Below are 15,886 nucleotides of genomic sequence, written 5' to 3'. Positions count from 1 at the left end.
AAGTGATTATGGCCAAAAAGAAAAGCTTTCCATTACGTATTGATCCTGAATTACACGCAGTCATCGAAAAATGGGCGAATGATGAGTTTCGTAGCGTCAATGCACACATCGAGTATTTACTTCGAGAAATGGCAAAGCAAAAAGGGAAATTAAAAAAAGATAAAGATGCATAAAAATCCCGCTGAGAAATCAGCGGGATTTTTTATACATTAGATTCTCGTCATCTCATGACCAATTGCACGATATCCTATATCACTTCGGTAAAATAAACCATCACTCTCAATTTTACCGATTTCTTTATAGACCTTATCTTTCGCTTCTTGTAAACTATTCGCCTTACAAGCAACAAATAATACACGGCCACCGTTTGTTACAAAGTCACCATGTTTCATCGCTGTACCCGCATGGAAAACAATCACATCTTGCAGTGCATCTAATCCGTTAATAATTTCACCTTTTTTATATGCTTCTGGATATCCTTTCGAAGCAAGTACGACACCAATAACTGCTTCCTTTGACCATTGTAACGTTAATTCACTTTCATCTAATACAGCGTTACATACATCAACTAAATCATTTTCTAAGCGTGGTAATACAACTTCCGTTTCAGGATCACCAAAGCGTGCATTGAACTCAATTACCTTTGGACCATCATTCGTTAAAATAAGCCCCGCATATAAAATTCCTGTAAACGAACGATTTTCTTCGATCATCGCTTTAACAGTTGGATGTAATACTGTTTGAATCGCTTCTTGAACCGCTGACTCCGGAATTTGTGGTACTGGAGAATATGCGCCCATTCCGCCTGTATTAGGACCTTTATCGCCGTCAAAAGCTCGTTTATGATCTTGAGCAATTACCATCGGATGTACAATTGTTCCATTTACAAATGCCATTAATGAAAATTCTTGTCCATCTAAAAACTCTTCAATAACGACCTTCTTGCTTGCTGCGCCGAATTTCACATCTTGTAGCATTTCTTTCACAGCTTGCAATGCCTCTTCAAGCGTCATTGCTACCGTTACACCTTTACCAGCAGCTAACCCATCTGCCTTAATTACGATCGGTGTACCAACTTTTTGAATGTACTTTACTGCCTCTTCATAGTCTGTAAAAGTTTCATATGCCGCAGTTGGAATATCATACTTTTTCATCAATTCTTTTGTAAAAGCTTTACTACCTTCAATAACAGCAGCCGCTTTATTAGGCCCAAATACACGAAGTCCCTCTTCCTTAAAACGATCAACGATTCCATTCATAAGTGGAATTTCTGGTCCAACGAAAGTTAAGCCTACATTATTCTCTTTTGCAAATAAGACTAGTGCATCAAAATCATTCTCATCAATATCAACTGGTGTTGCAACATCTCGCATACCTTCATTACCTGGCGCTACATATACTTTTTCTACCTTTTCAGATTGTGCAAACTTCCAAGCTAAAGCATGCTCACGTCCACCGCGGCCGATTACTAAAACATTCATATTTCATCCCCCAATAATTAAATAAGTACAAACTAGAAGCTATGCTCCTAGTTTGTTATTTCTAAAATTACTCTATTAATGTTTAAAATGACGTACGCCAGTGAACACCATCGTAATCCCATACGCGTCTGCCATTTTAATAGAATCTTCATCACGAATCGATCCGCCTGGTTGAATGATCGCTGTAATTCCAGCTTTTGCTGCTTCTTCTACTGTATCTGGCATTGGGAAGAAAGCATCAGATGCAAGTGCGCTACCTTGTGCTTTTTCGCCAGCTTGTGTGATTGCAATCTTCGCAGAACCTACACGATTCATTTGTCCAGCACCAACACCAATTGTCATATCATCTTTCGCTAAAACAATTGCATTTGATTTCACATGCTTTACAACTTTCCAAGCTAGTTTTAAATCTTTCCATTCTTGCTCTGATGGTTCACGTTTCGTTGGAATTGAAATTGCGTCCTCATCTAATGATAACGTATCTTCCTCTTGAACAAGAAGACCACCTTGTACAGAAGTTAGTTTTTTACTTGCACTTGTCGCTTTTTCAATATTTACAGTTAGTAAGCGTAAGTTCTTCTTGCTTTGCAACACTTCTAAAGCTTCTTGCGAGAACGAAGGAGCGATAACAATTTCTAAGAAAATTTCGTGTAACTTTTCTGCTGTAGCTTTATCAATTTCACGATTTGCTGCAATAATACCGCCGAAGATTGATACTGGATCCGCTTCATAAGCACGTGTGTATGCTTCATGAATATCAGTTCCTACCCCAACACCACATGGATTCATATGTTTTACCGCTACTACTGCTGGTTCTGTAAATTCTTTCACGATGCTAAGTGCTGCATCCGCATCGTTGATATTGTTATAAGATAATTCTTTACCGTGTAATTGTTCTGCGTATGCAACAGAAGAAGTTGCTGCGAATGGCGCTTTATAGAATGTCGCTTTTTGATGTGGATTTTCGCCATAGCGTAAATCTTGTTTTTTCTCAAATGTCATCGTTACTGTTTCAGGGCTTTCTTCGCCCATTTGCTCTGTTAAATAGTTAGAAATTAACGCATCATATGCTGCTGTATGACGGAATACTTTCGCTGCTAATTTACGTTTCGTTTCCTCTGTTACTTCACCGTTCTCTTTCAGTTCTGCTAATACAACATCATAATCGACCGGATCTACAATTACAGATACAAATTTATGATTTTTCGCAGCAGAGCGAATCATTGTTGGGCCACCGATATCAATATTTTCAATTGCATCAGCAAATGTTACATCAGGCTTAGCGATTGTTTCTTTAAATGGGTATAAGTTAACAACAACAAAGTCAATTGGTTGAATACCTAATTCATTCATTTGCGCTACATGCGTTTCATTATCACGAACTGCTAATAGACCACCATGAATATTTGGATGTAATGTTTTTACACGGCCATCCATAATTTCTGGGAAACCAGTTACTTCAGAAATACCAATTACTTGCAAGCCGTTTTCTTCTAATAATTTTTTCGTACCACCTGTTGAAATAACTTCAATCCCTTGTTCAAGTAAACCTTTAACAAATTCTACTACTCCTGTTTTATCTGAAACACTTACTAATGCACGCTTTTTCATTTATCCTTCACCCCTGGTTGTATGTTAGTTAACAGTTGGTTTTTTCACAGACTGAACAATTTGATTCACTGTATTTACGTATAATTTATGTTCAACTTGTTGAATTTTCTTTTGTAAGCTTTCTCTCGTATCCCCTTCAGAAACAACTACTGCTTCTTGCGCAATAATTGGACCTGTATCCATACCTGCATCTACATAATGAATCGTTACTCCAGTTACTTTCACACCTGCTTCTAACGCTTGACCAACAGCATCTTTACCTGGAAAGCTCGGTAATAGTGATGGATGAATATTAATAATTTTCCCGCCGTATGCTGCTAGTAAAGTCGGTCCAATTAAACGCATATATCCAGCTAAAATAACATAATCAATTTCATACTCTTCTAGCTTCTTTAATATCTCTCTTTCAAATGCTTCTTTTGACTCATATGCTTTCGCTAAAAAGGTGAAACACGGAATATGGTGATAATGTGCCCGTCCAATAGCGCGTGCCTCTGGTTTATCACATACTAATAAACTAATATCTGCATCCAATCTTTTTTCTTCTACCGCATTAATAAGAGATTGAAAGTTAGAGCCGCTCCCAGAAGCAAAAACTGCTAATCTACTCATACTTCTGTTCCCTCAATAAAGGTAACACCAGATCCTTGTACAGTGTGTCCAATAATATGAGCTTTCTCGCCTTGTTCCTCAAGAAGACGAACAATATCTTTTGCCTCTTCTTCCTTTACTGCTACTACCATACCAATACCCATGTTAAAAATATTGAACATTTCTTTCTCTTCTAGTTTTCCAACCTCTTGAAGTAAACTAAAAATCGGTTGAACTTGCCAAGATCCTAATTCAATTTCCGCACCGATTCCTTCTGGCAACATACGTGGAATATTTTCAATGAATCCACCACCTGTAATATGTGCCATACCGTATACTTCATGTTTTTTCAATAGTTCTAAAATAGGTTTGACATAAATTTTCGTTGGTTTTAATAATTCTTCACCAAGAGGTAGTTCTAAGCGTCCGTAAATACGATCTAAAGATAGTTCTCCATCTTCTAGTAGTACTTTTCTTACTAAAGAATAACCGTTACTATGAATGCCGCTAGATGCTAAGCCAATTAATACGTGACCAGCTTCAATTTTTTCACCTGTTACAATTTTCTTTTTATCAACAATTCCAACTGTAAAACCAGCTAAATCGTATTCTTCCGTAGAATACATTCCTGGCATTTCAGCTGTTTCTCCACCAATTAATGCACAACCAGCTTGGCGACAGCCCTCTGATATACCTTTGACGATGTTTTCAATTTTACTAGGTTCAGCTTTACCACAAGCAATATAATCAAGGAAGAAAAGCGGCTCTGCTCCTTGGACAACAATATCATTTACACACATTGCTACTGCATCAATACCAATTGTGTCATGTTTATCTGCCATAAAAGCGAGCATCAATTTCGTTCCCACGCCATCTGTTCCAGATACTAATACAGGTTCTTCTAATGCAAATTTTGATAGATCAAACATACCTCCAAAACCGCCTAAACCGCCTAGCACTTCTTTTCTCATTGTTGTTTGTACGTGTTTTTTCATGCGAGATACCGCTTCATATCCAGCTTCAATATCTACTCCTGCTTGCTTATATGCATTCGCCATCGTTTTTTACACCTCGTCTTTTAATTTCTCCCCATCCAGGGCGGCCGTTTTAAGAAAGAAGCTAGCTTCTACATCAAAAGAAGTAGAAGCTTTTTTCTTCTTATTTCATACTTTCTAAAAGCTCTTGCTCATAATCATAAAGAGCTGTTGGATAGTCTCCATTGAAGTAAGCCATACATAGACCACCGTATTTCCCTTCATATGGGCGTCCAATTGCATCTACTAATCCATCTTCACTTAAAAATGTTAAAGAATCTGCTCCGATGATTTGACGGATTTCTTCTATTGAATTATTTGCCGCGATTAATTCTTTTCTCGTTTGAATATCAATGCCATAGAAGCATGGATACTTAAGAGGTGGTGAAGCAATTCTTACATGGACTTCTGTCGCTCCAGCCTCGCGAAGCATGCGAACAATTCGTTTACTTGTCGTTCCTCTTACGATAGAATCGTCAATCATAACAACTCGTTTTCCTTCAACTACACCTCTTACTGCTGAGAGCTTCATCTTAACCCCTTGCTCACGCAGTTCTTGAGAAGGTTGAATAAACGTACGTCCAACGTAACGATTTTTAATTAATCCTAACTCATACGGAATTCCTGTCGCCTCCGCATAACCAATTGCTGCTGAAATACTAGAGTCTGGTACACCAGTAACAACATCAGCTTCAATAGGAGCTTCCGCCGCTAAACGTTTCCCCATGTTTTTGCGTGCTGCATGAACATTAATACCAGCGATATTAGAATCTGGACGTGCAAAGTAAATGTATTCCATACTGCAAATCGCATGGTCTACTTCATTTGTAAAACGATCTACGTGAATTCCTTCATCATTGATAATAAGCAATTCACCAGGTTCTACATCACGAATGTATGTTGCACCAACCACATCGAAAGCACATGTTTCCGATGCTACAACGTAAGCATCCCCCATCTTTCCAATTGAAAGAGGACGGAATCCATTTGGATCTAGCGCAACGATCATTTCATTTCCAGTTAGTAAAAGATATGCAAACGCACCTTTCACTTTATTTAGAGCCTCTTTTACACTATCAATTAAAGAATCTTTTGTACTACGTTTAATGAGGTGTAAAAGTACTTCTGTATCTGAACTTGTTTGAAAAATACTTCCCTCTGCCTCTAATTCACGGCGAAGCATTTTTGCGTTAATTAAATTTCCGTTATGAGCTAACGCCATGCTATGATCGGAAAAACGGAATAATAATGGTTGAACGTTAGCAACTTCATTTCCACCCGCTGTCGCATATCGTACATGTCCGATTGCCGATTTTCCATTTAATCCTTCTAGCTCACCTCTTGAAAACACTTCTGATATTAAACCAAGCCCCTTATGCCCAACGATTTTCTCACCATTATTTACAACAATGCCTGCGCCTTCTTGTCCACGGTGCTGCAAACTGTGCAACCCGTAATACGCAACTTGTGCTGCATTTTCATGCCCCCAAATTCCGAAAACGCCACATTCTTCATTTAACCCCTTTATTTCAGTAAGCATGGGATTGCCCCTTTCCAAGCCTTTCTCATTGCATCTACATTTGCTGTAAGTAATACTTCATTTTCTTCATTATGAATTGTTACTTCATTTGTATTTGTAACTTCTCCAACTTGAATTGCTTCAACCGCTTTCTCAAATGCTTCTTTATTTTCACGTTTTACAGTTATAACAAAGCGAGATTGTGATTCTGCAAATAATACTGCTGTTGCTTCCCCATCTAATTTCACAGTAGCACCTAAACCGTTAGCACCAATTGCACTTTCAGTAATTGCAACTGCTAAACCACCTTCTGCAACATCATGTGCAGATTGAACAAGTCCAGCTTGAATTGCTGCTAGTAATTGTTTTTGGCGTTTTAATTCTACATCTAGATCGATGCTTGGTGATTGACCGAAAATTTTTCCGTAGATCATTTTCTGTAATTCACTTCCGCCAAACTCAGCTTTCGTCTCCCCAATTACATAAACTAAATCGCCAGCTTGTTTAAATTCTTGTGTTGTTACGTGTTTTAAATCGTGTACCAGTCCAACCATCCCAACAGTTGGTGTTGGATATACAGCTTCACCACTACGCTCGTTATACATTGATACATTCCCACCGATAACTGGCGTTTGTAACTTGCGACAAGCTTCACTCATACCGTCTACTGATTTCTCAATTTGCCAGAAGATCTCTGGCTTTTCTGGATTACCAAAGTTTAAGCAATCTGTAATTGCAAGTGGCTCCCCGCCAGAACATACGATATTACGTGCCGCCTCTGCTACTGCAATTTTCCCGCCCATTTCTGGATCTAGATAAATGTAGCGAGAATTACAATCTGTCGTCATTGCTAATCCTTTTTCTGTACCGCGTACACGTATAACCGCTGCATCTGAACCTGGTGTAACGATTGTGCTAGTGCGCACTTGATAATCATATTGATCATATACCCACTCTTTACTTGCAATCGTTGGTTGTTGTAATAGAGATAATAACGTTTCTTTATAATCCTCTACTTGCGGTGTTTCCATTTTCATCTGCTGGAACTCAGCAAAGTATGCTGCTTCTTTTGACGGTTTATAATAAATTGGTGCTTCTTCTGCAAGAGCATCCGCCGGTACTTCAGCTACCATTACATCTTTATGGAATAAGCGAAGCATTTTATCTTCCGTTACTTTCCCCATCGTAACTGCTGCAAGACCATACTTCTCAAATAAATCTACTATTTCTTGCTCTCTACCTTTTTTCACAACGATTAACATACGCTCTTGTGATTCAGATAACATCATTTCATATGGAGTCATTCCTGTTTCACGCTGCGGTACATCATCTAAGTACATTTCAATACCCATACCTGCTTTACTTGCCATTTCTGCAGAAGATGATGTTAAACCAGCAGCTCCCATATCTTGAATTCCAACAAGTGCATCAGACTGAATAAGTTCTAAACATGCTTCAATAAGAAGTTTCTCCATAAATGGATCCCCTACTTGAACCGCCGGACGCTTCGCTTCTGAGCTTTCAGATAGCTCTTCAGATGCGAATGTTGCACCGTGAATACCATCACGACCAGTTGATGCTCCTACGTACATTACTGTATTACCAGCACCATGCGCTTGCCCTTTTTTTATATCTTCATGATTAATTAAGCCTACACACATTGCATTTACAAGTGGATTTCCTTCATAACATGGATCAAACTGTACTTCTCCACCAACAGTAGGAATCCCGATGCAGTTACCGTATCCTGCGATTCCTGCTACTACTTCTTCGAATAAATATTTCACACGTGGTGATTGTAATTCACCGAAACGAAGTGAGTTTAATAGAGCTACCGGACGTGCGCCCATAGAGAATACATCGCGAATAATACCGCCGACACCTGTTGCCGCCCCTTGATATGGCTCAATTGCAGAAGGATGGTTATGACTTTCCATTTTAAACACAACCGCTTGATTATCACCGATATCTACAATTCCAGCGCCTTCTCCAGGTCCTTGTAAGACACGCTCACCTGTCGTTGGAAACTTACGAAGAACTGGCTTTGAATTTTTATAACTACAATGTTCAGACCACATAACAGAGAATAGTCCCGTTTCTGTATAATTCGGCAAACGGCCTAAAATCTTTTCAACCATGGCAAACTCTTCGTCTGTTAGCCCCATTTCCGCATATATACGCTCTTCTTTAATTTGTGTTGGATTTGGCTCAAGCATTAACGACATATGTTTCCCTCCACTGTTTTAAGATAGATTGAAAGACTTTTAACCCTTCAGCACCGCCAAGTAATTCATCTACAGCACGCTCTGGGTGTGGCATCATACCAAGAACATTTCCTTTTTCATTTACAATACCTGCAATATCTGAAACGCTTCCATTCGGATTTTCTACGTAACGGAATGCGATTTGATTATTCTCTTCTAATTGTTTAAGAGTCGCTTCATCACAATAGTAATTTCCTTCGCCATGTGCAATTGGAATGTTAATTACTTCATCTTTTTCATATTGTGATGTAAACATCGTTTCATTATTTTCAACACGTAACTGAACAGTACGGCACATAAACTTTAAGTTTTCGTTTCTCATTAATGCTCCTGGTAGTAATCCTGATTCAACAAGAATCTGGAATCCATTACATACACCTAAAATCGGCTTTCCTTGCTCAGCAGCTTTTTGCACTGCTTTCATTGCATTAGCAAAGCGAGAAATAGCACCACAGCGTAAGTAGTCACCGTAAGAGAATCCACCTGGTAAGAGAATCGCATCATACTCATCTAAGTTCTCTGTATCATGCCAAACGTAATCTACTTCTTCGCCAAGCTCATCTTTAATTGCATGAAACATATCAACATCACAGTTCGAACCTGGAAATACTATTACGGCAAATTTCACTGTGCGACAACCTCCTCAACTTCATAACGGTAGTCTTCCATTACAACGTTTGCTAATAGTTTTTCGCACATTTCTTTTACCTTGCTATCCAAATCAGATACTGATTTATCAATTGTTAATTCCATATACTTTCCGATTCGAACGTCTTGTACTTCTGTAAATGAAAGACTATGAAGTGCTCCCTTTACCGCAGTTCCTTGTGGATCTAATACACTTTCTCTTAACGTTATATATACCTTAACTTTATACATGTGAAGCTCCCCCTAAACGTTTTAAAATTTCTTCATATGCTTCTGTTAAATTCCCAAGATCACGACGGAATACATCTTTATCAAATTTTTCATTGCTCGTTTCATCCCATAAACGGCAAGTATCTGGTGAAATTTCATCTGCTAATATGATTTCCCCTTCTTCTGTTACGCCAAACTCTAATTTGAAATCTACTAATCTTACACGACAGCTTGCGAAATGCTCAATCAACACTTGATTGATTTGTAGAGCTGCATCTCGTAATACGCTTACTTGCTCTGGTGTTGCAACATTTAACAAACGAATATGATCTTCCGTTACAAGTGGATCTCCTAAATCATCATCTTTGTAGTAAAATTCTACGATTGGTGCTGTAAGAGCAGTTCCTTCTTCCATTCCTAGTCTTTTTGAAAGACTACCTGCAATTACGTTTCTTGTGACAACTTCTAATGGAATAATACTCACCTTTTTGACAAGTTGTTCTGTATCAGATAACTTCTCTACAAAATGTGTTTTAATTCCAACTTCTTGTAACTTTCTGAACAATAAAGTTGTAATCTCATTGTTCAAACGACCTTTTCCTGTAATTGTCGCTTTTTTCTCCCCATTGAAAGCAGTCGCACTATCTTTGTACTCTACCCAAACCATATCTGCTGCTTCTGTACGATAAATTCTTTTTGCCTTACCTTCATACAGCAATTCTAGCTTTTGCATTTCGCAAGCCCCCTGTAGTTTGAAAAATGTGAATAATATTTTTATAAAGAATGGCACAGAATGACTCTATTCTGTGCCATATGAAATTTTACGCTTCGTTTAATCCAAGGCGTTCAAAGATTGTATCAACGTGTTGCATATGATGTTCATAATTGAAACATTCGTTAATTTCTTCTTGCGTTAACTTACTTGTAATACGCTCGTCAGCTTCTACAAGCTCTTTAAATTGTACTTGTGTTTCCCAAGCTTCCATTGCTTTAGGCTGTACGATATCATAAGCTTCTTCACGTACCAGACCTTTGTCAATTAGTGTAAGCATTACGCGCTGAGAGTAAATTAAGCCGTATGTTCTTGTCATATTGCGTTTCATATTCTCTGGGAATACAGTTAAGTTTTTAACGATATTACCAAAGCGATTTAACATGTAATTTAACGCGATTGTAGCATCTGGTAAAATTACGCGTTCTGCAGAAGAGTGAGAGATATCACGCTCATGCCATAACGGAACATTCTCGTAAGCTGTCATCATATAACCGCGGATAACACGAGCTAAACCAGTCATATTTTCAGATCCAATTGGATTACGTTTATGCGGCATTGCAGAAGAACCTTTTTGACCTTTTGCGAAAGCCTCTTCAACTTCACGTGTTTCACTCTTTTGTAAACCACGAATCTCAACTGCCATCTTTTCAACAGATGTTGCGATTAGTGCAAGTGTTGACATGTAATGTGCATGACGATCACGTTGCAATGTTTGTGTTGAAATTGGTGCTGCTTCTAATCCTAAGTTTTCACAAACATACTTTTCTACGAATGGATCAATATTTGCATATGTACCAACCGCACCAGATAATTTACCAACGCGAACTGTATCAGCAGCTTGTTTGAAACGCTCTACGTTACGTTTCATTTCTTCATACCAAAGACCAAGTTTTAAACCAAATGTTGTTGGCTCTGCATGTACACCGTGTGTTCTTCCCATCATAATCGTGTATTTATGCTCTTTCGCTTTATTAGCTAAAATGCTAACAAAGTTTTCTAAGTCTTTTAACAAGATTTCATTTGCTTGTTTTAAGATATAAGATAAAGCTGTATCTACTACGTCTGTAGATGTTAAACCGTAATGAACCCATTTACGTTCTTCACCTAATGTTGGTGTTTCTGATACAGCACGAGTGAAAGCAACTACGTCATGACGTGTTTCTTTTTCAATTTCATAAATACGATCAATATCAAATGATGCATGTTCACGAATTTTTTTCACATCTTCTTTTGGAATATCGCCAAGCTCAGCCCATGCTTCACACGCTAAAATCTCAACTTCTAACCACGCTTTAAATTTGTTCTCTTCCGTCCAAATCGCACCCATTTCAGGGCGTGTATAACGATTAATCATCTTTTTCCCTCCAACAGTTGTTCTTGATGGTCCCAAATATGCAAACTCTTCGCTTTTTCTAGAGCGACTTCAATATTATCATTTAAAATATTAACATGCCCCATTTTTCGCTGCGCTTTTGCTTCTTCTTTTCCATACAAGTGTAAATAGCACCCGGTTAATCTATTCACTTGTCCTAGGACCCCTTCTATATGTTCGCCTAAAATGTTAATCATGACAACTGGTTTTAACAAATTTGTTTCTCCAAGAGGTAAATTACAGATTGCTCGAATATGTTGACCAAATTGACTCGTTTCACATGCATCAAGCGTATAATGCCCTGAGTTGTGAGGTCTTGGTGCTAATTCATTAATGTAAATCTCACCGTCAGCTGTAGCAAACATCTCTACCGCTAGTGTTCCCACAAGTTTTAATTCATCCGCAAGTACTTTTGCATAAGTAATTGCTTTTTGAGAAAGTTCTTCTGTAATGCGAGCTGGAACGATAGATTCATGTAAAATGTTATTCACATGAATATTTTCTGCTACGGGAAATACTTTCGTTTCACCACTTACACTACGAGTTACAATAACTGATATTTCTTTTTCAAAAGGTACCCATTTTTCAAGAATGCATTCTGCTTTATTAGTAAGCTCTTTTGCTCTCACAACATCAGCTTCACTCTTTAAAACCACTTGCCCTTTACCATCGTATCCACCTGTCGTTGTTTTTAAGACAGAAGGGAAAGATAACTCTTTAATTGCTTCTGTAAGTTGATCTTGATTTTGAACCAATCTATACGATGCTACCGGTAACCCCGCTTTTTCAATTGCATTCTTTTCAGTAAAACGATTTTGCGTTTTATTTAATAATTGACTACCTTGTGGTAAATACGCATGTTTCTCAAGCCATTGTAAACATCTATAATCAATATTCTCAAATTCATATGTGACAACGTCGCTTATCTCTGCTAAATGCTGAATTGCTTTTAGATCGTCATAAGATGCAACAATCTCAATATCAGCAACTTGTGCACATGGTGAATGCTTTGTAGGATCTAAAACAGCAATTTTATAACCCATCTCCTTAGCTGCCATCGCCATCATTCTTCCAAGCTGGCCGCCTCCAATAATGCCGATTGTTTTTCCAGGTAAGATGATTCTCGTCATACTAGCTCACTACCTTCACGCACAGTTTTCTCAATAGCCTCTCGTCTCAACTCTAATGCATCATGTATGTCATCATGAAATGATCCAAGTATTTGTGCAGCAAGCAATCCAGCATTTGTTGAACCAGCCTTACCAATTGCAACAGTTGCAACTGGAACCCCTCCTGGCATTTGGACAATGGATAATAACGAATCTAGGCCGTTTAACGCTTTTGATTGAACTGGGACACCGATTACAGGAAGATTTGTCTTCGCTGCAACCATTCCTGGTAAATGTGCTGCTCCACCAGCTCCAGCAATAATAACTTTTAATCCACGTTCACGAGCTGTTTCTGCATATTCAAACATATAATCCGGAGTCCGATGAGCGGATACAACTTTTTTCTCATACGGTATATTTAATTCATCTAAAATGTCACAAGCATATTTCATTGTTTCCCAGTCTGACGTGCTTCCCATTATGACTCCAACTAGTGATTTCATATTAGAATCCCCCCGATTCAAATAAAAAAAGCCTGAAATAGAACAGTTTCTCTTTTACTATGAGAGAAAGCGCTCTACTCAGGCATACGTATCCCTTGTGAATAGAAAAATACCGAGTGACTTTCCCTCATAGTCTAACGAATAACGGTCGTTAGGTAGAGACTTGCAGGCCATATCCCCGCGATTATATGAGGTCTTATATATTATTGTTTCTATGGCTATATTAACAATATTTCATAAACAATGTCAATAAATAATCGAATGTTTTTTTATTAGTCATCGATAACGTTCGTGTTTTAGTTATATTCAAAAGAAGAATTGCAACTATATACAAGAAGGAAGGGAAATTAGAATATATATTTCTAGAGATCTATTTTACGTATAACTGTTTATATGGTACTTCAGTATGTTTTAATTAAAATATATACACTCTTGTATTCTATACATCAATAGAACTTATATTATAACGATTTAATTTCTAAGGAGGAATAACCGTGAAAAAAATAACTGTGTTATTACCCTATTTATTTTTCTCCATCGCAGTAATTGCTGTAATTATTGAATACTTATTTATATCATCCCATTTTTTCTACTCTCATTATTTAAAATATACACTTATGATAGAAATAATCTTTCCTATCTTAGGGATTATTTTAGGAGCATTCGGAAAATCAGGAGTACAAAAAATCATTGCCATTATTTTAAACAGCCTCTATTTCATTCTTTTTTCTTCTTTAGCGTTATTAAATTTATGGATTTTAACATTTGGTAAATAAAAATAAACACAAAAAACCTAAGTCGAAACGACTTAGGTTTTTGCTTGGCGACGTCCTACTCTCACAGGGACAAGGTCCCAACTACCATCGGCGCTAGAGAGCTTAACTTCCGTGTTCGGTATGGGAACGGGTGTGACCTCTCTGCCATCATCACCAAACTATTGAAGGTATATTCCTTCAAAACTAGATAACATTTGCTTCATATTATATGGTTAAGTCCTCGATCTATTAGTATTCGTCAGCTCCACATGTCACCATGCTTCCACCTCGAACCTATCAACCTGATCATCTTTCAGGGATCTTACTAGCTTACGCTATGGGAAATCTCATCTTGAGGGGGGCTTCATGCTTAGATGCTTTCAGCACTTATCCCTTCCGCACATAGCTACCCAGCTATGCCCTTGGCAGAACAACTGGTACACCAGCGGTGCGTCCATCCCGGTCCTCTCGTACTAAGGACAGCTCCTCTCAAATTTCCTGCGCCCACGACGGATAGGGACCGAACTGTCTCACGACGTTCTGAACCCAGCTCGCGTACCGCTTTAATGGGCGAACAGCCCAACCCTTGGGACCGACTACAGCCCCAGGATGCGATGAGCCGACATCGAGGTGCCAAACCTCCCCGTCGATGTGGACTCTTGGGGGAGATAAGCCTGTTATCCCCGGGGTAGCTTTTATCCGTTGAGCGATGGCCCTTCCATGCGGAACCACCGGATCACTAAGCCCGACTTTCGTCCCTGCTCGACTTGTAGGTCTCGCAGTCAAGCTCCCTTATGCCTTTGCACTCTACGAATGATTTCCAACCATTCTGAGGGAACCTTTGGGCGCCTCCGTTACACTTTAGGAGGCGACCGCCCCAGTCAAACTGCCCACCTGACACTGTCTCCCGGGTCGATAAGACCCGTAGGTTAGAATTTCAATACAGTCAGGGCGGTATCCCACCAGCGCCTCCACCGAAGCTAGCGCTCCGGTTTCAATGGCTCCCGCCTATCCTGTACAAACTGTACCAAAATTCAATATCAGGCTACAGTAAAGCTCCACGGGGTCTTTCCGTCCTGTCGCGGGTAACCTGCATCTTCACAGGTACTATAATTTCACCGAGTCTCTGGTTGAGACAGTGCCCAAATCGTTACACCTTTCGTGCGGGTCGGAACTTACCCGACAAGGAATTTCGCTACCTTAGGACCGTTATAGTTACGGCCGCCGTTTACTGGGGCTTCAGTTCAGAGCTTCGCTTACGCTAACCCCTCTCCTTAACCTTCCAGCACCGGGCAGGTGTCAGCCCCTATACTTCGCCTTACGGCTTCGCAGAGACCTGTGTTTTTGCTAAACAGTCGCTTGGGCCTATTCACTGCGGCTTTCCGTTAAGAAAGCACCCCTTCTCCCGAAGTTACGGGGTCATTTTGCCGAGTTCCTTAACCAGAGTTCTCTCGCACACCTTAGGATTCTCTCCTCGCCTACCTGTGTCGGTTTGCGGTACAGGCACCTTTTATCTCGCTAGAAGCTTTTCTTGGCAGCGGGGAATCAAAGACTTCGCTCCATAAGGAGCTTCCCCATCACAGCTCAGCCTTCACGATAAGCGGATTTGCCTACTTATCAGCCTAACTGCTTGGACGTGCACAACCAATCGCACGCTTCTTCTATCCTTCTGCGTCCCTCCATTGCTCAAACGATAAAGAGGTGGTACAGGAATATCAACCTGTTGTCCATCGCCTACGCCTGTCGGCCTCGGCTTAGGTCCTGACTAACCCTGAGCGGACGAGCCTTCCTCAGGAAACCTTAGGCATTCGGTGGACGGGATTCTCACCCGTCTTTCGCTACTCATACCGGCATTCTCACTTCTAAGCGCTCCACCAGTCCTTCCGGTCTGACTTCACTGCACTTAGAACGCTCCCCTACCACTGATACCATTGGTATCAATTCGCAGCTTCGGTGGTGTATTTAGCCCCGGTACATTTTCGGCGCAGAGTCACTCGACTAGTGAGCTATTACG

14 protein-coding genes, 2 rRNA genes and 1 riboswitch (1 of these 17 running past the window's edge) are annotated in these 15,886 nt (G+C 39.5%); of the genes, 2 read left to right on the top strand and 14 right to left on the bottom strand.

From position 1 onward, the window contains the following. Positions 1 to 8 precede the first annotated feature (8 nt). Positions 9 to 173: a toxin-antitoxin system HicB family antitoxin gene (locus MHI07_RS01705; protein ID WP_001085171.1), complete on the top strand. Its 165-nt coding sequence runs from the start codon at positions 9 to 11 to the stop codon at positions 171 to 173. Positions 174 to 209: 36 nt separating this feature from the next. On the opposite strand, the gene purD is transcribed toward MHI07_RS01705, so the two are convergent. The 12 genes from purD to purE all read right to left on the bottom strand — a co-directional run bounded on the left by purD (position 210) and on the right by purE (position 13,117). After that, the gene (gene purD / locus MHI07_RS01700; protein ID WP_340821585.1) at positions 210 to 1,481 is read right to left on the bottom strand and encodes a phosphoribosylamine--glycine ligase; all 1,272 of its coding nucleotides are present in this window, start codon (positions 1,479 to 1,481) and stop codon (positions 210 to 212) included. A gap of 75 nt (positions 1,482 to 1,556) precedes the next feature. Continuing rightward, a complete protein-coding gene (gene purH / locus MHI07_RS01695; protein WP_340821583.1) occupies positions 1,557 to 3,092 on the bottom strand; it encodes a bifunctional phosphoribosylaminoimidazolecarboxamide formyltransferase/IMP cyclohydrolase in 1,536 nt (511 codons plus the stop codon). Between the two features lie 24 nt (positions 3,093 to 3,116). Beyond that, on the bottom strand, positions 3,117 to 3,704 hold the full coding sequence (gene purN, locus MHI07_RS01690; protein ID WP_016103383.1) for a phosphoribosylglycinamide formyltransferase: 588 nt from the start codon (positions 3,702 to 3,704) through the stop codon (positions 3,117 to 3,119). Then, complete coding sequence (purM, locus tag MHI07_RS01685) at positions 3,701 to 4,741, bottom strand: phosphoribosylformylglycinamidine cyclo-ligase (protein ID WP_002010019.1); 1,041 nt, start codon at positions 4,739 to 4,741, stop codon at positions 3,701 to 3,703. The genes purN and purM overlap by 4 nt, the downstream gene beginning before the upstream one ends. A gap of 100 nt (positions 4,742 to 4,841) precedes the next feature. Further along, entirely contained in the window at positions 4,842 to 6,257 is a 1,416-nt protein-coding gene (purF, locus tag MHI07_RS01680) for an amidophosphoribosyltransferase (RefSeq protein ID WP_002159501.1), read from the bottom strand. Next, positions 6,242 to 8,461: a phosphoribosylformylglycinamidine synthase subunit PurL gene (purL, locus tag MHI07_RS01675; RefSeq protein WP_215572285.1), complete on the bottom strand. Its 2,220-nt coding sequence runs from the start codon at positions 8,459 to 8,461 to the stop codon at positions 6,242 to 6,244. The genes purF and purL overlap by 16 nt, the downstream gene beginning before the upstream one ends. After that, entirely contained in the window at positions 8,445 to 9,128 is a 684-nt protein-coding gene (gene purQ, locus MHI07_RS01670; protein ID WP_002159503.1) for a phosphoribosylformylglycinamidine synthase subunit PurQ, read from the bottom strand. The genes purL and purQ overlap by 17 nt, the downstream gene beginning before the upstream one ends. Then, positions 9,125 to 9,379: a phosphoribosylformylglycinamidine synthase subunit PurS gene (gene purS, locus MHI07_RS01665; RefSeq protein WP_002159504.1), complete on the bottom strand. Its 255-nt coding sequence runs from the start codon at positions 9,377 to 9,379 to the stop codon at positions 9,125 to 9,127. The genes purQ and purS overlap by 4 nt, the downstream gene beginning before the upstream one ends. Beyond that, positions 9,372 to 10,091, bottom strand: a complete 720-nt coding sequence (gene purC / locus MHI07_RS01660) for a phosphoribosylaminoimidazolesuccinocarboxamide synthase (protein WP_002159505.1) — start codon at positions 10,089 to 10,091, stop codon at positions 9,372 to 9,374. The genes purS and purC overlap by 8 nt, the downstream gene beginning before the upstream one ends. A gap of 88 nt (positions 10,092 to 10,179) precedes the next feature. After that, positions 10,180 to 11,487 carry an adenylosuccinate lyase gene (gene purB, locus MHI07_RS01655; RefSeq protein WP_002091361.1) on the bottom strand — a complete coding sequence of 436 codons (1,308 nt, stop codon included), beginning with the start codon at positions 11,485 to 11,487 and terminating at the stop codon, positions 10,180 to 10,182. Continuing rightward, complete coding sequence (gene purK, locus MHI07_RS01650; protein ID WP_078179985.1) at positions 11,484 to 12,635, bottom strand: 5-(carboxyamino)imidazole ribonucleotide synthase; 1,152 nt, start codon at positions 12,633 to 12,635, stop codon at positions 11,484 to 11,486. Before purK ends, purB begins: the two co-directional genes overlap by 4 nt. Then, on the bottom strand, positions 12,632 to 13,117 hold the full coding sequence (purE, locus tag MHI07_RS01645; protein ID WP_002010008.1) for a 5-(carboxyamino)imidazole ribonucleotide mutase: 486 nt from the start codon (positions 13,115 to 13,117) through the stop codon (positions 12,632 to 12,634). The genes purK and purE overlap by 4 nt, the downstream gene beginning before the upstream one ends. A gap of 110 nt (positions 13,118 to 13,227) precedes the next feature. Then, a riboswitch (purine riboswitch) is annotated at positions 13,228 to 13,329 on the bottom strand. A gap of 282 nt (positions 13,330 to 13,611) precedes the next feature. Between purE and MHI07_RS01640 the strand changes: the two genes are divergently transcribed. Further along, entirely contained in the window at positions 13,612 to 13,893 is a 282-nt protein-coding gene (locus MHI07_RS01640; protein ID WP_078173562.1) for a hypothetical protein, read from the top strand. Positions 13,894 to 13,935: 42 nt separating this feature from the next. Here the strand turns inward: MHI07_RS01640 and rrf are convergent. Both rrf and MHI07_RS01630 read right to left on the bottom strand, forming a co-directional pair. Then, positions 13,936 to 14,051, bottom strand: a 5S ribosomal RNA gene (rrf, locus tag MHI07_RS01635). Between the two features lie 50 nt (positions 14,052 to 14,101). Then, a 23S ribosomal RNA gene (locus MHI07_RS01630) occupies positions 14,102 to 15,886 on the bottom strand; it runs 1,137 nt beyond the window's last position.

The sequence above is a fragment of the Bacillus sp. FSL H8-0545 genome, assembly GCF_038006105.1.
In the GTDB taxonomy this organism is placed as follows: domain Bacteria; phylum Bacillota; class Bacilli; order Bacillales; family Bacillaceae_G; genus Bacillus_A; species Bacillus_A cereus_U.
This window is presented reverse-complemented; position numbering and strand designations above follow the sequence as displayed.